Annotated in this window: 17 protein-coding genes; 10 read left to right on the top strand and 7 right to left on the bottom strand. The window is 67.9% G+C overall.

The genetic code is table 11. The features are described from left to right. Genes A3ES_RS0131780 through A3ES_RS0131800 form a run of 5 tightly spaced genes read left to right on the top strand, consistent with a single transcriptional unit; the run spans position 1 to position 8,159 of the window. A complete protein-coding gene (locus tag A3ES_RS0131780; protein ID WP_020390888.1) occupies positions 1–1,509 on the top strand; it encodes a TrbL/VirB6 family protein in 1,509 nt (502 codons plus the stop codon). After that, positions 1,484–3,001 (top strand): SCO6880 family protein, encoded by a 1,518-nt coding sequence (locus tag A3ES_RS0131785; RefSeq protein WP_237745118.1) that lies wholly within the window; start codon positions 1,484–1,486, stop codon positions 2,999–3,001. The genes A3ES_RS0131780 and A3ES_RS0131785 overlap by 26 nt, the downstream gene beginning before the upstream one ends. Before the next feature lie 16 nt (positions 3,002–3,017). Further along, on the top strand, positions 3,018–5,936 hold the full coding sequence (locus A3ES_RS55180) for an LAGLIDADG family homing endonuclease (RefSeq protein WP_020390890.1): 2,919 nt from the start codon (positions 3,018–3,020) through the stop codon (positions 5,934–5,936). Beyond that, positions 5,936–7,792: a type IV secretory system conjugative DNA transfer family protein gene (locus tag A3ES_RS0131795; protein ID WP_020390891.1), complete on the top strand. Its 1,857-nt coding sequence runs from the start codon at positions 5,936–5,938 to the stop codon at positions 7,790–7,792. The genes A3ES_RS55180 and A3ES_RS0131795 overlap by 1 nt, the downstream gene beginning before the upstream one ends. Further along, positions 7,782–8,159 (top strand): DUF4913 domain-containing protein, encoded by a 378-nt coding sequence (locus tag A3ES_RS0131800; protein WP_020390892.1) that lies wholly within the window; start codon positions 7,782–7,784, stop codon positions 8,157–8,159. Before A3ES_RS0131795 ends, A3ES_RS0131800 begins: the two co-directional genes overlap by 11 nt. Here A3ES_RS0131800 and A3ES_RS0131805 read toward each other — a convergent pair. Continuing rightward, a complete protein-coding gene (locus A3ES_RS0131805; protein WP_020390893.1) occupies positions 8,156–8,848 on the bottom strand; it encodes a TetR/AcrR family transcriptional regulator in 693 nt (230 codons plus the stop codon). The genes A3ES_RS0131800 and A3ES_RS0131805 overlap by 4 nt on opposite strands. Before the next feature lie 128 nt (positions 8,849–8,976). Here A3ES_RS0131805 and A3ES_RS49130 point away from each other — a divergent pair, with 128 nt between their 5' ends. Beyond that, the gene (locus A3ES_RS49130; protein WP_020390894.1) at positions 8,977–9,333 is read left to right on the top strand and encodes a YrdB family protein; all 357 of its coding nucleotides are present in this window, start codon (positions 8,977–8,979) and stop codon (positions 9,331–9,333) included. A 10-nt stretch (positions 9,334–9,343) separates the two neighbouring features. Here the strand turns inward: A3ES_RS49130 and A3ES_RS0131815 are convergent, their stop codons facing one another. After that, positions 9,344–9,913, bottom strand: coding sequence for a hypothetical protein (locus tag A3ES_RS0131815; RefSeq protein WP_026163392.1), 570 nt, complete (start codon positions 9,911–9,913; stop codon positions 9,344–9,346). Positions 9,914–9,979: 66 nt separating this feature from the next. Continuing rightward, positions 9,980–11,296 carry an MATE family efflux transporter gene (locus tag A3ES_RS0131820; RefSeq protein ID WP_020390895.1) on the bottom strand — a complete coding sequence of 439 codons (1,317 nt, stop codon included), beginning with the start codon at positions 11,294–11,296 and terminating at the stop codon, positions 9,980–9,982. A gap of 432 nt (positions 11,297–11,728) precedes the next feature. Here A3ES_RS0131820 and A3ES_RS0131825 point away from each other — a divergent pair, with 432 nt between their 5' ends. After that, entirely contained in the window at positions 11,729–14,395 is a 2,667-nt protein-coding gene (locus A3ES_RS0131825; protein WP_020390896.1) for a replicative DNA helicase, read from the top strand. A gap of 23 nt (positions 14,396–14,418) precedes the next feature. Here A3ES_RS0131825 and A3ES_RS0131830 read toward each other — a convergent pair whose 3' ends face one another. After that, positions 14,419–15,105, bottom strand: coding sequence for a MerR family transcriptional regulator (locus A3ES_RS0131830; protein ID WP_237745119.1), 687 nt, complete (start codon positions 15,103–15,105; stop codon positions 14,419–14,421). Between the two features lie 38 nt (positions 15,106–15,143). Here A3ES_RS0131830 and A3ES_RS49135 point away from each other — a divergent pair, with 38 nt between their 5' ends. Next, positions 15,144–15,737: a DoxX family protein gene (locus tag A3ES_RS49135; protein WP_020390898.1), complete on the top strand. Its 594-nt coding sequence runs from the start codon at positions 15,144–15,146 to the stop codon at positions 15,735–15,737. A gap of 13 nt (positions 15,738–15,750) precedes the next feature. Continuing rightward, entirely contained in the window at positions 15,751–16,158 is a 408-nt protein-coding gene (locus A3ES_RS0131840; protein WP_020390899.1) for a hypothetical protein, read from the top strand. Between the two features lie 3 nt (positions 16,159–16,161). Here the strand turns inward: A3ES_RS0131840 and A3ES_RS0131845 are convergent, their stop codons facing one another. Beyond that, complete coding sequence (locus A3ES_RS0131845; protein WP_020390900.1) at positions 16,162–17,130, bottom strand: helix-turn-helix transcriptional regulator; 969 nt, start codon at positions 17,128–17,130, stop codon at positions 16,162–16,164. A gap of 63 nt (positions 17,131–17,193) precedes the next feature. Here A3ES_RS0131845 and A3ES_RS0131850 point away from each other — a divergent pair, with 63 nt between their 5' ends. Next, on the top strand, positions 17,194–18,513 hold the full coding sequence (locus A3ES_RS0131850) for an FAD-binding oxidoreductase (RefSeq protein ID WP_020390901.1): 1,320 nt from the start codon (positions 17,194–17,196) through the stop codon (positions 18,511–18,513). Here A3ES_RS0131850 and A3ES_RS0131855 read toward each other — a convergent pair. Both A3ES_RS0131855 and A3ES_RS0131860 read right to left on the bottom strand, forming a co-directional pair. Next, a complete protein-coding gene (locus tag A3ES_RS0131855) occupies positions 18,510–18,878 on the bottom strand; it encodes a protein-tyrosine phosphatase family protein (protein ID WP_237745120.1) in 369 nt (122 codons plus the stop codon). The genes A3ES_RS0131850 and A3ES_RS0131855 overlap by 4 nt on opposite strands. Before the next feature lie 516 nt (positions 18,879–19,394). Beyond that, complete coding sequence (locus tag A3ES_RS0131860) at positions 19,395–20,297, bottom strand: LysR family transcriptional regulator (protein WP_020390903.1); 903 nt, start codon at positions 20,295–20,297, stop codon at positions 19,395–19,397. Positions 20,298–20,368 lie beyond the last annotated feature (71 nt).

Here is a 20,368-nt window from a genome sequence, read left to right on the forward strand (position 1 = left end):
ATGGTCGGGATCGCGCTGTGCGCCGGCAACTGGTTCAACTGCCTGCTCGGCTATGTCAAGGAATTCCTCGGCGACGCTGTCGGAAAGCTGATAGAGCTCATGTTCGAACCGATTCTGAAGTTGTTGACCGAGGCAATCCAGGTGATGTTCGCGACCATCGGAACCTTCTGGGTCTATGTACCGACACCGTCGATCGGCAGCACCACGACCGGTGCCCCGAGCAACGACACGGTCGGCTGGATCTGGGGCCATACGGAGTACGTCGCGATCTTCGTCGCCACCATCGGTGTTCTGGTGGCCGCCGTCCAGATGGCCTTCACCCAGCGCGGCGAGGCGGTCCGGGACCTGCTCCGCTCACTGATCACCTTCGCCGTCGCGTCGGCGCTGAGCATCGCGGCCGTGCAGGTACTGATCGACTTCGGTGACCGGTTCGCCGACTGCATCATCACTACCGCGCTGACCAACAGCGGCGCAGGCTGGACCTGCGGGGGTCCCGGTGCCGCGAACGGCGATGCGTTCGGTGCCTCGATGCTCGCGACGATGGGATTCGCGGTCGCCAGTGGCCCGATCGGCGTCGGCCTGATGATCACCGTCGGCATCCTGACCCTGCTCGCCTCGGTGATCCAGATCGTGCTGATGGTGGTCCGGACCGGGATGCTGATCCTGCTGCTCGGCGTGCTGCCGATCGCGGCGGCGGCGACCAACACCGAGATGGGCCGGAGCTGGTTCAAACGAATCCTGTCCTGGCTGGTCGCCTTCATCTTGTACAAGCCGGTGGCCGCGCTGGTCTACGCGACGGCGATCAGACTGACCTCGAACAACGGCAAGCCGCTGAACTTCAACCCGGCACCTGGCCAGGACCCGGTCGGTGCTCAGGTGATGAACATGGTCGTGGGGATGACCATGCTGGTACTGGCCCTGTTCGCGCTGCCGGCCCTGATGCGCTTCATCGCGCCGATGGTCGCCGCGACCGCCGGTTCGGCCGGCGCCGGAATGCTCGCGGCCAAGATGATCGGCGCCGACAAGATCGCCGACAAGGCGGCCGAGTCCGCCAAGAGCGAGAGCGACGGCCCGAGCGGCGCCAAGAACGTCGGGAAGCCGAGTTCCCAGCCGTCGAGTCCGAGCGGATCTCAGAGTCCATCGCCACCTAGTGGTGGCAGCAGCCCGCCGCCTAGCGGTGGCACTGGAGGCGCCAGTGTCAGTAGCAGTGGCGGCGCGACAGGTGGCGCCGCGGGTGGCGCCTCCGGCGGTGCGGCTGGTGGAGCGGCCGGCGGTAGCGCGGCTGCGGGCGGTGCTGCTGCAGGCGGTGGCGCGGCGGCTGGTGGTGCCGCGGCCGGTGGTGCGGCGGCAGGCGCCGGAGCTGCCGCGGGTCCGGTCGGTATCGCCGTGGTGGCTGCGGCCGCAGCCGTCAAGAAGGGCGTCGACATGACCAAGGAAGCGGCTCAGGCCGGCGCGAACGAGACGATCAACAACGACGCAATGGATGAGGGACCAAGTGGCAGCGGCTGACAACGTCCGGACCCCGCGGACCTACGGGAACTGGCGTCAGCCGGCCTCGGCGGGTATCGGCGGTCTGGGTTCGCTGGGCACCGGCATCATGATGGGCGGCCTGGTGATGACCATCATCGCCATGACGGCCGGCGGTGTGGTCGCGGCACTCGTGGTACTGCTGATCGTCGGCAGCGCGCTGGGCCTGCTGATGACCAAGGACAAACACAACCAGTCCGCCCTGCAACGGCTCTCGACCCGTATTGGATGGCAGCGAGCAAAGATGGCCAAGCACAACATCTACCGGTCCGGTCCGCTCGGACGTACGCCCTGGGGCAAGTTCCAGCTGCCTGGGCTGGCGGCGGCTTCCCAGCTCAGCGAGTACAAGGACTCTTACGGCCGGCCGTTCGCGCTGCTCTTCTACCCGAGCACGCGGCACTTCACCGTGATCATCAACGCCGAGCCGGACGGCGCGTCCCTGGTCGACGAAGACCAGATCGACTCCTGGGTCGCGCACTGGGGCCAGTGGCTCGCCTCGCTCGGTCACGAGCCGGGCATCATCGCCGCTTCGGTGACGGTGGAGAGCGCACCGGACACCGGGATCCGGCTGCACCGCGAGGTCAGCAACAACATGCAGGAGGGTACGCCGGCGATCGCCCGGGCGATGCTCGCCGAGGTCGTCCAGACCTACCCCGAGGGCTCCGCGCTGGTCTCCGCCCGGGTCGCGCTGACCTTCAAGGGCACCGACCGCAGCGGCAAGAAGCGCAAGGAAGAGGACATGGGCCGCGAGCTCGCGTCCCGGCTCCCGGCGCTGACCCAGAGCCTGAACTCCACCGGCGCCGGTGCCGCTCGGCCGGTCACCGCGCAGGAGCTCTGCGAGACGATCCGGATCGCCTACGACCCGGCAGCGGCCGGCCTGATCGACGAGGCCCGCAGCCAGGGCATGTCGCCCGAGCTGCAGTGGACCGACGTCGGCCCGGCCGGTGCGCAGTCCTTCTGGGACAAGTACCGGCACGACAGCGCATGGTCCGTCACCTGGCAGATGACCCAGGCACCGCGCGGTGAGGTCTTCTCGTCCGTACTGTCGCAGTTGGTCGGCCCCCACCCGGACATCGACCGCAAGCGCGTCACGCTGCTCTACCGCCCGCTCGACGCGGCCACAGCGGCCCGGATGGTTGAGGCCGACAAGCGCAACGCGTCGTTCCGGGCGACCACCTCGTCCCGCCCGTCGGCCCGTTCGATGGCCGAGGCCAGGGCCGCCGACCGGACCGCGCAAGAAGAGGCTCGTGGCGCCGGTCTGGTCAACTTCGGCCTGGTCGTCACCGGCACGGTGATGTCCGCCGAGCAGATCCCGGACATGATCGCCGCGATCGACAACCTGGGCGCGACCGCCCGCGTCCTGCTGCGCCCCGCGTACGGGTCGCAGGACTCCGCCTTCGTCGCCGCGCTGCCGCTCGGTGTCGTGCTCCAGAACCACCTGTCGGTTCCGGCCGGCCTCCGGGAATCGCTATGACCCAGCGGGAGTCACTGTGAGCAAGAAGGAAAAGAAGCCGGTCGACCCCACCCGGGGCGGCAGGCGGCCGATGCCGCGTGGCTGGCCAGGTCCGGCCCGCGGCTACTCGACGTACCTGCAGGCCCCACAGGAGTGGCGCGGTACGACGGTCCAGGTCTGCGGCATGTGGCCGTTCGCGGCCGGCACCGGCAGCCCGATGGTCGGCGTACCGATCGGCCGGAACATCCTGTCCGGCGCCACCATGTGCTGCGACCCGATCAGCTGGTTCATGCGCGCCAAGCTGATCTCCAACCCGTCGATGTTCGTCCTCGGCAAGCCCGGCCTGGGCAAGGCGCTCGATGTCGAGACCCTGATTCCGACGCCTGACGGTCTCCGGCGGATGGCGGATCTGCAGCCCGGCGACTTCGTATTCGACGCGAACGGGTTGCCGACGGCGATCGTCGCGGTGTCCGAGGTGATGACCGATCGCGAGTGCTGGGAGCTGACCTTCTCCAGCGGTGAGACGATCGTCGCCGACGCCGAACACCTCTGGGTGACTGAGACAGTCGAAGACCGCCGACGAGCCTGGGTGGAGCGGAACGTACCGCGCAAGCGGCTCCCCACCGGAACCGACACCGAACTCGCCTCCGTCAGCGCAGCCCGGACAAGCCTTGGCAGCGAGGCGATCTCCGTCCGCGAACTGACCCGGGCGCTTGGCTGGAACGGCACCACCCGCGAAAGTTCGGTCTACCGCTGGGCCAGCACGGTCCAGCCGGTTCGCAGCAACGGCACCAGGCGCTGGTACGACCCGGCCGTCCTGGTCAGCGCCGTGGACGAAGCGTTGCGCAAGACCAAGAATGATCAGCGTGCGCGGACGCCGGAGAAGGCGCCGGTGACCACGGCGCAGCTCGCCGCGTCGCTGGTGGCCGGCGGCAAGGCCAACCACGCGGTCCGCGTGATGCCAGGTCTGGTCCTGCGCGAGGCGAAGCTCCCGCTCGATCCCTACGTCCTCGGTGCCTGGCTCGGCGATGGTCACAGCGCGGCACCGAGACTGACGACGATCGACCGGGGCATCGTCGAGCGAATCCGGGCTGCGGGCATCGAGTGTGAGCCGACCGGGCACCTGCTCTATCGGTTGTCGATTCCGGGAACCTACCGCCAGAAGGGTGTCGGTCTGACGGAGGTCTTCCGGCAACTCGGCGTACTGGGCGACAAGCACATCCCGACGTCGTACCTGCGGGCCTCGGATCGGCAGCGGCGGGAACTGCTCGCCGGTCTGCTCGACACGGACGGCACGGTCTCCCCGGCCGGCGGCGAGGTCCAGTACACCTCGACCTGCCGACGGCTGGCGGAGGATGTGCTCGAGCTCGTCGCCAGTCTCGGGTACCGGCCCACCCTTCGAGAAGGCCGGGCGATGCTGAACGGCCGCGACTGTGGTCCGAAGTGGACGATCGGTTTCACCACGACAGACGAGGTGTTCGGTCTCGAGCGCAAGCACGTCGTTCATGCGGAACGAACCGTCGGGAATCCGGCTCGGACCGCCCGTCGCTATGTGGTCGCGGCTCGCAAAGTGGCGTCGAGACCCGTGCGATGTATCCAGGTCGCCAACTCCGATGGCCTCTATCTGGCAGGACGAACCTTCATCACCACCCACAACTCGACGATCACCCGGCGGATGGCGCTCGGTCTGGCCGGGTACGGCGTGATGCCGCTTGTGCTCGGCGACCTGAAGCCGGACTACAAGGACCTGGTCGTGGCTCTCGGTGGCCAGGTGATCGAGCTGGGCCGTGGCCGCGGCCACCTGAACGTGCTGGACCCGGGCGAGTCCCGGCAGGCGGCGCTCCGGCTCACCGGCAGCGCGCGGCAGGCGATCCAGGCCGACGCGCACGGCCGGCGGCAGACGATGGTCTCCGCACTGATCTCGATCATGCGGTCGGCACCGCCGAACGACCGCGAGGAAACCATCATCGACGAGGCTCTCAAGGTGCTCGACGAGCGCCACGAGAAAACCCCGGTACTGCGTGATCTGCTGCAGGTCGTCCAGGAAGCACCGGACCGGGTCCGTGACGTCGCGCTCGACCGCGGCAGCATGGACCGCTACCGGCAGATCACCGAAGGCCTGGAGGCGTCGCTGATCGGCCTGGTCGGCGGTGGCCGGCTCGGTGAGATCTTCTCCGAGCAGACCGACCAACCGATGAAGCTGGACCGCCCGGTCGTCTTCGACGTGTCCAACATCGACGACTCCGAGACCAGCCTGCAGGCCGCAGTACTGCTGGCCTGCTGGTCCTACGGCTTCGGAGCGGTCGCCGTCTCGCAGGCGCTCGCGGATGCCGGCCTGGAGCCGCGACGGCACTACTTCGTCATCCTCGACGAGCTCTGGCGCGTACTGCGGGCCGGCCGCGGCCTGGTCGACCGGGTCGACGCACTGACCCGGCTGAACCGGCAGCGCGGTGTCGGGATGGCGATGATCTCGCACACGATGTCCGACCTGCTGGCGCTGGAGCACTCCGAGGACCGGATGAAGGCGAAGGGTTTCGTCGAGCGTTCCGGGATGGTGATCTGCGGTGGTCTGCCGCGGGCCGAGATGGAGAACCTGACCGCCGTCGTACCGCTGTCGAACGAAGAGCAGAACATGCTGATCGGCTGGCAGGACCCGCCCGCGTGGGACCCGGCCACCGGTGAGGAGGCCGCACCTCCCGGCCGGGGCAACTTCCTGGTCAAGGTCGGTGGCCGCCCGGGCATCCCGGTGCACGTCGGGCTGACCTCGGTCGAGCGCGAGATCAACGACACGAACAAGCTGTGGAAAACCGGCGCCGACGGTACGCCGCTCAAGGTGGAGATCGCCGAGGACGGCACCGAGGAGGTCGTGGAGGAATACTCCTTCGCCGACCCGACGATGCTGCCGCCCCCCGACCCGACCACCCGGGTGGTCGCCAAAACGGGAGTTGACGAGTAATGGCCCAAGGCAAGAAGTCCACCGGTCCCGGTGGGTTGTCGGCGGAGTCGATCCTGGTCTTCATCGGGGTCGCCATCTTCGTCCTGGTGGTCGGCGGCACCTGGGTCGCGACCAAGGTCGCTTCCGCGATCAACGACACCCGGCCCATCGGCAACCCGATGAGCAACCTGATCGACATCATCAACGGCCGGGTCCGCTGGTCCGGCGCCGCCACCGGCGTACTGATCCTCGAGATCGTCGTGCTCGGCCTGCTGGTCGGCCTGGCCTTCTACCTGGTCGGCAAGATGCGCAACGCCGGCTCCCGGGTGGACCGCTCCGCGCAGCTGATGTCGAAGCGCAAGGAGATCTACAAGCTCACCCGCGAGGGCGCCCAGCAGATCGCCAACCGCCTGGGCGCGGGGCACGCAGGCCCCGGCGTGATGATCGGCCGGACAGTCCGGGACAACCTGGAGGTCTTCGGATCCTGGGAAGACATGCACGTCGACATCTGGGGACCAAGAACCGGAAAGACCACCTCCCGCGCAGTACCGGCCATCCTGGACGCGCCGGGCGCCGTCGTCGCTACCTCCAACAAGCGCGACATCGTGGACGCCACCCGCGACCCGCGCTCGGCGAAGGGACCGATCTGGGTGTTCGACCCGCAGGAGGTCTGCGGCGAGTCGCCGGACTGGTGGTGGAACCCGCTCAGCTACGTCACCGACGAGGTGAAGGCGCGTGAGCTGGCGGAGCACTTCGTCGCCTCGCAGCGCAAGGAGGGCGCCCAGACGGACGCCTTCTTCGACTCCGCCGGTACGGACCTGCTGGCCGGTCTGCTGCTCGCGGCCGCGGTCGCGAAGCGCCCGATCACGCAGGTCTACAGCTGGCTCGCCGACCAGCGCAACGACGAGCCGGAGCGCATCCTGCGGGGCACCCCTGGCCTGCAGCTGTCCGCGGACGCACTGTCCGGCGTCATCAACGCCCCGGACAAGCAGCGCGCCGGTGTCTACGGCACCGCGCAGCAGAGCGCCCAGTTCCTGATCAACCGCAAGGTCACCCGCTGGGTGATCCCGAACGGCCCGAACGACAACCGCCCGCAGTTCAACCCGCACACGTTCGTCCGCGAGGGCGGCACGCTCTACAGCCTGTCCAAGGAAGGCGCCGGTACTGCGGGCCCGCTGGTCACCGCGTTGACGGTGGCCGTGGTCGAGGCGGCCGAGGACTACGCGAAGACCTGCCCGATGGGCCGGCTGCCCAACCCGCTGGTCGGCGTACTGGACGAGGCGGCGAACGTCTGCCGCTGGAAGAACCTGCCGGACCTCTACAGCCATTTCGGCTCCCGCGGCATCGTGCTGATGACGATCCTGCAGTCCTGGGCGCAGGGGATGGAGTGCTGGGGCGAGCGCGGGATGGAGAAGCTCTGGTCCGCCGCGAACATCCGGGTGTACGGCGGTGGCGCGTCCGACGCCAACTTCCTGGAGCGGCTGAGCAAGCTGATCGGTGACTACGACATCCTGTCCAGCTCGGTCTCGTACAACAAGGGCGAGCGCGGTACGAGCAAGCAGACCCAGCGGCACCACATCATGGAGGTCTCAGACCTGGCCTCGATGCCGCCCGGCCGCGCGGTCGTCTTCCCGTCCGGTATCCCGGCGACGATGATCAAAACCGTGCCGTGGATGGCGCGCCCCGACGCGGGTGCAGTGAAGGCCTCACTGGCCCACCACGACCCGGGCGCGGGTACCGCGCTGGCGGCCCAGGGTGGGGCGAACGCGTGGGTGGCGGCCGGCACCGGCCCCGCGACGCCGCCTGCTCCGGCGGCGCCGTCCGGCCCGCCGGTCCCGATCTGGGAGCAGAGCGAGGAGCAGCGTCGTGGATGGTGATGAGCAGGAACTCTTCTACCCGCACGTCGCGGCGTTCGTCGAGGACCGGCTGGTCTACCTGTACTGCCGGCGGATCGGCCAGCAGTTCATGTGGTGCCCGGAGTGGTTCCGGCATGCTGAGGCGCTGAGCCGGCTCGACTCGATCTGGCGGGCCTGGGAGCACCTACGGCTCGACCCGGCGACCGGGATGTCGGTCTGGTGGCGGGACCACGCGGACCCGCACATGCAGGCCCTGCTCGACCCCGACGGGCCGTTCGCGGCCTGCCGCGGGGCGCACAGCGACTACCCGATCCCGCCGCTGCCGGTGGAGGAGCCGCCCGCCGGCCTCTTCTTCGACCAACGCCAACCCAACCTCCGCGGGGTTTAGTCGGGGTCAGGGAGACCCAGTACTGCGCCCAGGCGGATCAACTGGTGGTCCAAGTGGGCGGGGAACTGGGTGACGGTGTTGGTGAACTGGCCGAAGAGTTCCAGGCTCACCAAGCCGCACAGTGACGAGAAGGCGAGCAGACCGCGGGCGAACACCTCTGGCTTCAGGTCCCCGGGGAACGCTGGCCGGAGCCGGTCGAGCTCGCGGTGCAGCGCGGCTGTCATCGGCGGGTCGTCGGGTGAAGGCTCGAGGTTTGCCTCGGCGAGCACGGTGAGGAGGAGGATTGGCACCCGGCTCCCGGCGGCTGTGGTGCGCTCTGGCGGCGCGTGATAGCCGGGAACGGGGCTGCCGTAGAGCAGGGCCCACTCGGCCGGGTTGGCGACCGCCCAGCGGCGTACGGCGCGGCCTATCGCCAGCCAACGGCGGCCTAGGTCGTCGCGATGGCAACGGGTTTCCGCGGCCTCTACGGCGTCGCCGAAGGCGTTGTAGGACTCTTCGATCAGCAACGTGAGCAGGTCGTCGCGACTCGGTACGTAGCGGTAGATCGCCGAGGACACCAGGCCGAGCTCTCTGGCGATCGCCCGCAGGGACAAGCCGGCGCTGCCCTCGGTCGCGAGCTGCTGATGGGCGTACTGGAGGATGTCGGCCATCGTCTGCCGGTGCTGGCGCTGCCGCGGGGTCTCCGTCATCGCTCCAGTGTGCCGAAGAGCTGGAGCGCTGGCAACTTTAGAGAGCAATGCTCTTGCTTTTCATCGCTTGAAAGCTACACTGACAACAAGAGAGAGCGGTGCTCTCGCAAAGCAGGGAGTCGGTGGAGATGTTCGAGATCTGGCGCTGGAGCAACCTGGGCCTGGCCTTCCTGATGGAGCTGGCCGGCCTCGCCATCTACTCCTGGTGGGGCTGGAACGCGGGTAGCAGTACGGCGCTCCGGCTGGTGCTGGCCATCGGTCTCCCAGTGATCGCAGCGGTTCTCTGGGGCCTCTTCGCTGCCCCTACCTCGAAGCACGGTGGCCAGATCTTCACGGCAGCCTTCAAGCTTACTTGCTTCGCCCTGGCAGCGCTGGCGGTGTGGAGCCTCGACCACCACGTCCTGGCAGGCGCCTTCGTCCTGGTGGTGGCGGCCAACGTCCTGATCATCCGCGCAGGTCGGCTCGCCTCCACCACGGAGCACTAGTACAGGCGGATCAGTCGCCGATCCCGAAGTCCCTGAGGGCCTTGGAGTTCTTCTCCTTCTGACGGCGGCGCAGGGGCTTGATGTTCTTGCGGGCAACTGGCGGCTCGTCGGGCCCGTTGCGAACCGCGTCCGCCGCGGGCGCCTCGGCAGCGACCGCCTCGGCCCGGCTGCGTTGCGCGCGGCCTTCGGCGTAGTTCCAGTTGGCTCGCCGGTCATCGTCGTTTGCGATGCGGTCGCGGGAGTTCGCTCTCGCCTGGGCGCGGTCGGCGGCCCTCAGGTCGGCATCCGACTGCGCGTCGTCACGGCCCACGGCGCCATCGCGCAGATGGGCGGCATGCGCCGAGTCGCCGCGAGCCAGCAGCCGTTCGTCTGCTGCCCTGGCCCGGAGCTGCTGGTGATTCCGCTCGGCCATATCGGCCCGGCGCATCGCGTCGGCGAGTTCGGCGTCGTTGAGGTCCCGCTCGCGCCGGAGGTCGCGCAGTTCGCGCTCCTCGCGCGCATCCAGTTCGAGTTCTTCGCGGAGCTGTTCCTGCTGCTCCTCGTCCTGCTCGTCCGCGATCGCGTCGTCCTTGTCGGCCATGCGGCTCCTTCCGCTCGCTCCCACGATGCCGCAAAACCAGGTCAGCCGCCTAGGTCGCGTGGGTGCTCAGCGGGTCGCTCCGGTGACTAGCCAGGCGTCCCGGCGCTCGCGGGTCAGCAAGGTCAGCAGCCGGAGCAGCATGAACCCGCCGAAGGCCCACCACAGCGCCACCACTCCGCCGTCAAACCACAGCACGCTGAGCGCCAGCGGTACGTACAGGACCAGCGCGATCACGCCGGCGATCGCAAGGTAGGGCCCGTCGCCTGCACCGATCAGTACGCCGTCCAGCACGAACACGACCCCGTTGACCGGCTGCCAGAGCGCCGCCACCAGCAGAATCGCGGCCAGCGTGTGCCGTACCTCGGGGTCGGACGTGAACAACGGGACGTACAGGTCCCGCAGACCCCACAGCGCAAGCCCGCTGACGAAACCCGAGACCAGGCCCCACCACATCATTCGCCGCGTGATCGCCCGCGTGCCCGCTACGTCGCCCGCGCCGAGCGCCCGGCCGGTCAGTGCCTGCGCGGCGATGGCGATGGCGTCGAGCGCGAGGGCCAGGAACGACCACAGTGTGAAAGCGACCTGGTGCGCCGCGACGGACGTAGTACCGAGGGAAGTGGCGACGTACGTGGCCAAGACGATCGCCACTCGCAGTGTGAGCGTGCGTACGACTAGCGGGATCCCGGCTTGTGCCGACGCGAGGATGCCCGGGCGGTCGGGGCGGAGCTTGGCGCCGTCGCGGCGGGCTCCGCGGACCACTACCCAGACCAGGGCTACGCCGGCTCCTGTTTGGGCGAGCGCTGTGCCCCATGCCGAGCCGGCGATGTCCATGTCGAGTCCGTAGACCAGGAGGAGGTTCAGGCCGATGTTGGCGAGGTTGGCCGAGATCGCGACCACCATGGGCGTCTTGGTGTCCTGCAGACCTCGCAGTACGCCGGTAGCCGCCAGGAGCAGCAACATGGAGGGGATGCCGAGACAGGAGATCCGCAGGTAGGTCACTGCGTACTCCGCGACGTCTGGCGACGGGTCGAACCCAGAGATAGCCAGTGGCGCGAGCAGTAGGCCGGCAACAGCCAGTACTACGCCCAGCACCAGGGCTAGCCAGAGTCCGTCGATGCCCTGTGTGAGCGCGCCGCGGTGGTCGCCCGCGCCGATCCGCCGGGCCACCGCGGAGGTGGTGCCGTAGGCGAGGAAGACGCAGATGCCCACGAGGGTCTGCAGGATGGTGCCCGCGACGCCGAGGGCCGCGAGTTGCGGCGTACCGAGGTGGCCGACGATCGCCGAGTCGGCGAGCAGCATCAGCGGCTCGGACACCAGCGCGAAGAAGGCCGGCACCGCCAGCCGGAGGATCTCCCGATCCTGCGACCAGCTGGTAATGGGCATAGGCCTCATTGTGCCTGGCCACGCCTGGGGCCCATCCCCGGGGAAGGAATCGAACACGGCATCGGACCTGTGGGTATCGGATCTTTTTCTCCTCCACAGTGTGGGGAAGAAGAAACCGCAGGTCAGGCCCCAGTTGTGGATCTCTGTCCCCAGATATCCACAGGGATATACCCAACCTGTGCACACCCGTTCCCGGGGTTTCCCACAGGTCTTCCACAGGGGGTGTGGACGACCGGCTACCGGGGTTCGCGCTAACCGGCGTACGGTCGCGTGACTGACACCGTCCGCCCGCAGTCTCGGGGGCGAGTCCGCCTGCGGATGCTGCCAGCGAAAACTGTCCGAAGCGTTCGTTACGGTTCGATCAGGTGTTCGATTAGCGTTGGTTTTCTGGGTACGGTTGTCGGTGCGGGTCGGGACGAGGAGGTCGGACGAGTGAGCGTTGCGGAGTTCCGCGGGGGGCCGGGCGGCGGGAACGAAGAGCGCAACCCGGAGATGGGCTTCGACCGCACCCCGCCTCAGGATCTCGCCGCCGAGCAGTGCGTGCTCGGCGCGATGATGCTCAGCAAGGACGCGATCGCCGACGTCATCGAGACGTTGCGCGGCACGGACTTCTACCGGCCGGCCCACGAGATCGTCTTCGACGCGGTCACCGACCTGTACGCCCGGGGTGAGCCCGCCGACGCGATCACCGTCGCCGCCGAGCTGGCCAAGCGCGGCGAGATGGCCCGGATCGGCGGCGCGCCGTACGTGCACACCCTGGTCGCCTCGGTGCCGCTCGCGGCCAACGCCGGCTACTACGCCCACATCGTCCGGGAGAAGGCGATCCTGCGCCGCCTGGTCGAGGCCGGCACCAAGATCGTCCAGATCGGCTACGCCGGCGAGGGCGAGGTCGACGACGTCGTCGACCAGGCCCAGGCGGAGATCTACTCGGTCACCGAGAAGCGCACCACCGAGGACTACGCCCCCCTGAAAGACATCATGGAGGGCGCCCTCGACGAGATCGAAGCCATCGACTCCCGCGGCGACGCCATGGTCGGCGTCCCCACCGGCTTCACCGACCTCGACGAACTCACCAACGGCCTCCACCCCGGCCAAATGATCATCGTCGCGGCCCGCCCAGCCATGGGAAAATCGACGCTGGGGTTGGATTTTGCTCGGTCGGCGTCGATCAAGCATGGGTTGACTTCGTGTGTGTTCTCGCTGGAGATGAGCCGTAACGAGATCACCATGCGGTTGCTCTCGGCGGAGGCGAAGGTGCCGCTGCATCACATGCGCAACGGCAAGATGACCGACGAGGACTGGGCCCGGCTGGCCCGCAAGATGGGCGAGGTGTCCGAGGCGCCGCTGTTCATCGACGACTCGCCGAACCTCACCATGATGGAGATCCGCGCCAAGGCCAGGCGCCTCAAGCAGCGTCACGACCTCAAGCTGATCGTCATCGACTACCTGCAGCTGATGACGTCGGGCAAGAAGGTCGAGTCCCGCCAGCTCGAGGTCTCCGAGTTCTCCCGCTCCATCAAGCTCCTCGCCAAGGAACTCGAACTCCCCGTCATCGCCATCTGCCAGCTGAACCGAGGCTCCGAACAACGCTCCGACAAACGCCCGATGGCTTCAGACCTCCGCGAATCGGGTTGCCTGACCGCGGATACCCGGCTGATGCGAGCAGACACAGGCGCTGAGATCTCGCTCGGTGAGCTGCTCGCGGCGGACGCCCGGGACATCCCGGTCTGGTCGCTCGACGATCGCCTCAAGCTGGTACCGCGGACGATGACTCATGTCTTCCCGAGTGGCGTGAAGGAGGTCTTCCGGCTGAAGCTCGCCTCCGGCCGGGAGATCAAGGCGACGGCAAACCACCCCTTCCTCACGTACGGCGGATGGAAGCCGCTGAGCGAACTGACGCCGAGCACCCGGCTTGGCACGCTCCGGCATGTGCCGCCACCGCTCGACGTCAAGCCGTGGGACGACGACGAGGTCACCCTGCTGGCCCACCTGCTCGGCGACGGCTCCTTCGTGAAGCGTCAGCCGATCCGGTACGCGAGCATCGACGAGGAGAATCTGTCCGCTGTCGGTGAGGCGGCTCGTCGGCGCTTCGGCATCACCCCGATCCGTGACGAGTACGCCGCCGCCCGGGTGATCACCCTTCGCCTTCCGGCGCCGTACCGGCTGGCCCGCGGCAAGCGGAACCCGATCGCAGCCTGGCTCGACGGGATGGGTCTCTTCGGCCTGCGCAGCCACGAGAAGTTCATTCCCGAAGGGGTCTTCGGTCTGCCGAAGGAGCAGGTCGGTGCTTTCATCCGCCACCTCTGGGCCACCGACGGCTCAGTCCGCTGGGATGAGAAGAACCGCCAGGGCCGGATCTACTACGCCTCGACCAGTCGCCGCTTGGTCGACGATCTGGCCAGGTTGCTGCTGCGGTACAACATCTTCAGCAGGATCAAGGTCGCCAAGAAGGCCGGCTACCGCGACTCGTACCACCTCCACCTGTACGGCGTGGAGAACCAGTTGCGCTTCTGCGACGAGATCGGCGTCCACGGCTTGCGTGGGCTCAAGGCGATGGAGGTCGCCACCGCGCTCCGCGACGTGCGCGGCAACACCAACCTCGACACTATTCCGCAGCAGGTCTGGTCGCAGGTCCGTCACGTGCTGACCGAGCAGAACATGCCGCACCGCGCCTTCGCTGCCGCGATGGGGACCCAATTCTGTGGGTCCACGATGTGGAAGCACGCGCCCAGCCGGCAACGCCTCGCCAAGGTCGCAGATGTCTTGGGCAACGCTGAACTGGAGATCCTCGCCACCAACGACATCTTCTGGGACACCGTCACCTCGATCGAAAGCCTCGGCGACCAAGAGGTCTACGACGCCACTGTCATGGGCACCCACAACTTCGTTGCCGAGGGCATCGCCACGCACAACTCGCTGGAACAAGATGCCGACGTTGTCATCCTGCTTCACCGCGAAGACGCCTACGAGCGCGAATCCACCCGCCCCGGCGAAGCCGACTTCATCGTTGCCAAGCACCGCAACGGCCCCACCGCTGACATCGTCGTGGCCTTCCAAGGCCACTACTCCCGCTTCGTAGACATGGCCCACGACGGCTGACGGAAGTCATCACGGCCTCTGGGTCAGGAGGCCGGGGAGGTCCAGCGGTTGGCTGAGATGGATTCTTGGGCCAGGAGGCGGAGGCTGGAGATGAGGGTTTCGCCGAGGATGGTGCCGATGATGACGCTTTCGGCTATTTGGTCGGGGGTTGTGCGGGAGGTGACCGCGGCGATCTCCAGGGCGGTGAACTTCTCGACTGCGGCGGCGTAGGAGTCGAGGAAGCCGACCAGGTGGTCCTGTTGCAGGGTGCGGAGGGCGGCGATCGTATCGATCAGGGTGTTGAGGGCGGGGGCGTCGGGCTCTACCGTCCAGCCGCGGGACTTGAGTAAGGTGTCGACCTGAGCGGTCGCGGCTTCCCTCGCGTCTGAGGTTGAGGTGAGTTGCCGTTGCGGGGTGATCGCGCGGTGGGCGCGGCCGATCTGGTCGTGCAGGGACATGGTGTCCGAGTCCAGTCCCTCCAGTACCTCCTTCACGCGCGCGACCGGGACCTGCGCGAGGTCGACGAGCGCACGGATCAGCCGCAGCCGGCGCAGGTGGGTGTCGCTGTAGCTCGCCTGGTTCGGGCTGGTCAGCTCGCCCGGGGGCAGCAGGTTCTCCCGGAGGTAGTACTTGATCGTCGGCACCGGCACTCCGGAGATCCGGCTCAGTTCGGCGATCCGCATAAGGCCCTTGCCTTCCCCTTGACTGTGATGGATAGTATCAGTATCCATAAGCGGATACCTCAACTATCCATGTAAGGAGAGCAAGCATGCTCCTCGACATCGTGCTGATCGCGGCGACGCTGGCCTTCCGTGCGCTCGGCGCGCTCGGCGTACGCCGGTTCGCCAGCTGGCCAGTCAGCGCCGCGCACGCGATGGCGGTCATGCTGGTGATGACCGGCAGCGCGCACTTCGTTCCGGCGAGCGTCACGGTGATGCCGAACCACGCGGACCTGGTCCGGATGGTGCCGCCATTCCTGCCGTTCGCGGACGCGGTGATCTACCTGACCGGCGTGCTGGAACTGCTCGGTGCGCTCGGACTGGTGCTGACGGCAACGAGGTGGGCAGCCGGCATGGCACTCGCCGCCCTGTTCGTGACGTTGCTACCGGCAAATATCTACGCGGCGCTCGCCGACGTGGCGTTCGCGACTGGCGAGCCGGCTACCCCGCTCTGGCAGCGCATCCCCGAGCAGATCCTGTACGTCGGTGTCGTGCTCTGGGCAGCCCGCTCGGCCGACAGCACCCCGGTACGCCGGCTGCTCACATCGCTCCGCCGCACCCCCTCCGCCCAGGCCCAGCTCACCCAAGCCCAGTCGGCGGCGGAGACCGCAGTACCTGCCGACGCCGCAGTCACCAACCACTGAAGGAGCAACACCCATGGAACTGAGCGACCCGTCCCGGATCATCGCCGGAGCGATCCTGCTCACCATCGTCACGATCCAGGTCGGCGGCTGGTTCATGACCAAGATCGTCCGCGGCGACGTGCCGATGACGGACTTCCAGAAGTCGTTCGCCCGAGCCGGTCACGGTCATGCCGGCGTGCTAGTCATCCTGAGCCTGGTCGGACTCCTGTACGTCGACTCGACCAGCCTGTCCGGCTTCTTCCTCTGGCTCGGCCGACTCGGCATCCCGGTCGCGGCGATCCTGATGTCGGGCGGCTTCTTCGCCTCGTCGGCAGGCAAGGACCGCACCCAGCCGAACCAGTTCATCTGGATCCTCTGGATTGGCGCCCTCTCCCTGGCAGCCGGCGTCCTGACCCTCGGCATCGGCCTGATCACCGCCTGACCCTCAGATCTCCGCCAACCGTCTTCCTGTACTTCGCAACAGCTCGGTTGTCGCCGGCGTCGCTTCGAGGGTGAAGTCGGCGCCGAGGGCAACGATCCCCGCGACGTACTGCGTCAGCAGTGCCGGCGACTCGGCGCTCAATCGCACCTCGCAGGCCGACTCGCTCACGGCCGAGATCGTGCCGACCACGGATCCGAAGAAGTTCTCCCGCACCACCGCCGCAGGCAGCTGAACAGCAAGCCGGACCGTATGCCGATACTCAGCCTCCGCGAAAGACTCCACCAGGTATGACGCCGCGTCGTCCGCCGGCAACGGACGAGCGGTGAAGTGATGCCGAGTCGGCGCCAGCTCCGAGACGCGATCCACCCGGAACGTCCGCCAATCTGCCCGCTCCGGATCAAACGCCAGCAGGTACCACCGCGCCTGAACCATCACCAGCCGATGCGGCTCGACCCGTCGCCGACTCCCTTCACCGCGACGGCTTTCGTAGCCAAAGGCAACGATCTCCAGATCCCGGCAACAAGCAGCCAGTACCGCGAGCAACCCCGGATCCACCCGCGGAGCCTCATCCTGCCCAACCACCTCGGCAGCGCCGACAGCCGCTACCGACGGCCGCAACCGCGCCGGCAGGATCCGCTCCAGCTTGGCCAGCACGCTCATCGAGCTCGCCTCGATCCCCGCCACTCCGCCGACCGCCGCACTCGTCAGCCCGATCGCCACCGCGACCGCCTCATCGTCGTCGAGTACCAGCGGCGGCACGTTCTTGCCCGACGCCAGTCGATACCCGCCCGCCGATCCGGTCGTCCCCGTCACCGGGTAGTCGAGCGAACGCAGCCGCTCGACGTCCCGGCGTACGGTCCGGTCGGTCACGCCGAGGCGCTCGGCCAGTTCGCTGCCGGACCACTCACGTCGGCTCTGCAGCAATGCCAGCAGCCGGAGCAACCGCCCGGGCAGGTCCTTTCGCGCGCTCATAAATCCCAGATTGGCAGATCTTGCGGACAAGATGTGTCCGCAATGCCTCCTAGCGTCGGTGACATGAGCACAGAGATCACTGCAAAGCACTGGACCGAAAACACCCCTGGGTACGACGAGGAGCGCCGCGGCTACCAGTTGCTCGACCCGCACCAGCCAGTCCACATCGTCGGCGCCACCAGCCCGCAAGACGTGCAGCAGGCAGTGCGCTACGCCCGCGAACACCACAGCAAGGTCGCGGTCAAAGCGAGCGGCCACGGTCACGTCACGCCGCTCGACGGCGGTGTCCTCATCACCACGAGCCGCCTCGACCAAGTGACCGTCGACTCGGACAACAAGATCGCCAGGGTTGAGGCTGGCGCGACCTGGCAGCAGGTGATCGAGGCGGCTGCACCCCACGGCCTCGCGCCGTTGTCGGGCAGCTTCCCCGGTGTCACCGCGGTGCCCTACACGCTTGGCAGCGGCCTGGGGCTGATGGCGAGACGCTACGGCTTCGCCGCCGACCACGTCCGCCGGATCGAGGTCGTCACCCCCGACGGCGAGCTCCGCAATGCCGAGGACGACCCCGAGCTCTTCTGGGCCCTGCGTGGTGGAGGCGGCAACTTCGGCGTGGTCACCGCCATGGAGATCGACCTCTTCCCCGTGCCGACCCTCTACGGAGGCAGCCTGTACTACGACCTCACGGCGACGCCCGGCGTTCTCGAAGCCTGGCGCGAGTGGACCGCGACCGTCCCCGACGAGGTGACGTCAGCGGTCGGGATGCTCCCGTTTCCCGATATCCAGCCCATCCCCGCCGAGCTGCGCGGCAAGTACGTCGCCCAGGTCCAAGTCAGCATCGTCCCGCACGGTGAGGATGACGGTCCCGAACTCCTCCGTCCGCTCCGCGACAAACTGGGGGAGCCGCTGATGGACACGGTCACCCGACTGCCCTTCATGGAGTCCGGCCAGATCTTCGCTGAGCCGGACCGGCCGGACGCCTTCCGCTCTCGCAACATCCTGCTGAGTGAGCTCGACGAGCAGGCTCTCGCCACCATCCCGCGACTGGCCGGCCCGGACGCACCCACGATGTGCGTGGTCGGCATCAGGCACCTTGGCGGCGCGCTCGCCCGCAAGCCGGCCATCGACAACGCCGTCGGCCACCGCGACGCGCAGTACTCGCTGACCGTCCTGTCGCCTGGTGAGGACGACGTGCACGACCTGCATCGCGCGATCCTCGCCCCGTGGTCGGAGTACGTGGTCGGTAGGTCGCTCAACTTCAGCCTCGGCCCGCTCACCGAGGACGAAGTCCGCGACGCCTTCGAGCCGGCCGACTACAACCGGCTCACCGCACTCAGGGCCCGCTACGACCCGACCAACCTCCTACTTCCGAACCACCGGATCTAGCTGAAGCGGCGAACGTGCCGCTGCTGCCAGGGGGTTTCGACAGCCTTGGGGTGGTAGTTCGTACGCACGAACGCGATCGCCTCCGAAGGCGCGACCCCGTCGAGAATCGCCAAGCAGGCAAGCGCAGTACCGGTTCGCCCGCGCCCGCCGCCGCAGGCGACCTCCACCCGCTCATCGCCTGCCCGGGCAAGCACCTCGACCAATGCGTCCCGAGCCTCGCGGTCATCACCCGGCAACCGGAAGTCCGGCCACCGCACCCACCGAGCCTCCCACTCGACCGCCGGCGGCTGCTTCCCCAGCAAGTACACCCCGTACTCCGGCAAGGCCCCGCCCGGCAGCCCGTCGCGCAATCCCCGCCCTCGCACCAGTCGCCCTGAGGGCAACCTCAACACACCGGCTCCAGCCGACCACGTATCCACAAACCCAAACTATCCGGCACCCCACCGCTGCTCCCGACCGGACAGCCGCATCGGGAACGCGCACTCCAGACGCCCATCCGAGCAGCCCGTCTCACCCCATTTGGGCGGTTATCCGCAAGGCCGGTTAGTAAAGACGAGCGTCGGGCTGTCAACGAACGCGTTCGGCCGGACGTGTCCCGAAGGACAGGAGGTAGTTAGTGCTGATCAGTGCACCTGAGCGTGTCCTGTGCTCGCGTGTACGGTGTATCGAGGTGCACTACCTGTCGTTCGGGACGCCGAGCCCGCGCCCTGGTGCGCGGGTAGACCCGGGTCGCTCCCTTGAACGAGACAGTAGCCATGACTGTTAACCTCCATCGCCGGCAGGAACGTGCCGGACGATCCGTAGCAAAGGCCCCCAGGAGTGGGTGTCTACAACGATGGTACGTCGGGTTGGTGATGTATCAACAAACCCAGCGAGCCAGCTCAGAAAGCCGGGCTCCCCGGTCGCAATGAGTCGGCCATCAGGTCGAGCAGCGCCGCCACGGCCCGGCTCGGTCGCCTGCCGTTGAGCGTGATGGCGGACAACGTCCACGACAGGTCGGAGCCGGCCAGCGGACGCCGTACCACTCCCGGCATCGCGTCCTGATCAAGCGCCGGTACGACGGCCACCCCCAACCCGGCGCGCACATAATCCGGCACGCTGGTCAGGTCCGGCACCTCCACCTGGACCCGCCGAGGCAGCCCTTCTAGGTCGAACGCACGATCCACCGCCGTCCGGTTCCCGAAGCCCCGCAGCATGTCCACGAACCGCTCACCGGCCAGCTCCGCCAGCCGAATCTCAGCCGCCTCCGCCAACCGATGCGACGACGGAACCAGTACTACGAACGGCACCGTCGCCAGCTCGCGTGGCTCCAGCCCGGCCATGTCCTGGCGACTCAAGCCGACCAGCGCGACATCGAGCCGCCCGTGCCGCACGTCATCCGCGAGACCGCTCGAGCCGGTCGGCGAGGTCGTCACCTGGACCTCGACCAAGGGATATCGCTCGTAGAAAGCGCCGAGCAGCGAGGCCAGATCGACCAGGCCGAGTCTCGTCAATGTCCCGATCCGGACGCTTCCGCGCAATCCGGTCGACGCCTCCTCGACCACGGCCCGAGCCCGGTCGAGTGCCTCGAGCGCGGCCTTCGCCTCGGGCAGCAGCGCCTCGCCGGCATCCGACAACGTCACCCGCCGGGTGGACCGGTCGAAGAGGGTCGTCTTCAGGTCCGTCTCCAGCGCACGGATCGCGGCCGAGACGGTCGACTGGACGGTGAACAGCCGTCGCGCCGCCCCGGTGAAGCTCAGCTCCTCTGCGACGGCGACGAAGTACTCCAACTGCCTGCTGTCCACGGGCTCAATTATCGCCCACGTCGATAAGACCATGCAAGAAGATTCGTTGGACTCGATAGATCTTCGGCGCG

The organism is Kribbella catacumbae DSM 19601 (assembly GCF_000372465.1).
GTDB lineage: Bacteria > Actinomycetota > Actinomycetes > Propionibacteriales > Kribbellaceae > Kribbella > Kribbella catacumbae.

What these genes read in the sequence shown, in the direction of transcription:
- A3ES_RS0131850 (WP_020390901.1), top strand. Translation starts at nt 17,194, where the DNA reads ATGAGCACAGAGATCACTGCAAAGCACTGGACCGAAAACACCCCTGGG.
- A3ES_RS0131785 (WP_237745118.1), top strand. Translation starts at nt 1,484, where the DNA reads ATGAGGGACCAAGTGGCAGCGGCTGACAACGTCCGGACCCCGCGGACC.
- A3ES_RS49135 (WP_020390898.1), top strand. Translation starts at nt 15,144, where the DNA reads ATGCTCCTCGACATCGTGCTGATCGCGGCGACGCTGGCCTTCCGTGCG.
- A3ES_RS0131840 (WP_020390899.1), top strand. Translation starts at nt 15,751, where the DNA reads ATGGAACTGAGCGACCCGTCCCGGATCATCGCCGGAGCGATCCTGCTC.
- A3ES_RS0131815 (WP_026163392.1), bottom strand. Translation starts at nt 9,913, where the DNA reads ATGGCCGACAAGGACGACGCGATCGCGGACGAGCAGGACGAGGAGCAG.
- A3ES_RS0131820 (WP_020390895.1), bottom strand. Translation starts at nt 11,296, where the DNA reads ATGCCCATTACCAGCTGGTCGCAGGATCGGGAGATCCTCCGGCTGGCG.
- A3ES_RS49130 (WP_020390894.1), top strand. Translation starts at nt 8,977, where the DNA reads ATGTTCGAGATCTGGCGCTGGAGCAACCTGGGCCTGGCCTTCCTGATG.
- A3ES_RS0131780 (WP_020390888.1), top strand. Translation starts at nt 1, where the DNA reads ATGGTCGGGATCGCGCTGTGCGCCGGCAACTGGTTCAACTGCCTGCTC.
- A3ES_RS0131805 (WP_020390893.1), bottom strand. Translation starts at nt 8,848, where the DNA reads ATGACGGAGACCCCGCGGCAGCGCCAGCACCGGCAGACGATGGCCGAC.
- A3ES_RS0131845 (WP_020390900.1), bottom strand. Translation starts at nt 17,130, where the DNA reads ATGAGCGCGCGAAAGGACCTGCCCGGGCGGTTGCTCCGGCTGCTGGCA.
- A3ES_RS0131795 (WP_020390891.1), top strand. Translation starts at nt 5,936, where the DNA reads ATGGCCCAAGGCAAGAAGTCCACCGGTCCCGGTGGGTTGTCGGCGGAG.
- A3ES_RS0131830 (WP_237745119.1), bottom strand. Translation starts at nt 15,105, where the DNA reads ATGGATACTGATACTATCCATCACAGTCAAGGGGAAGGCAAGGGCCTT.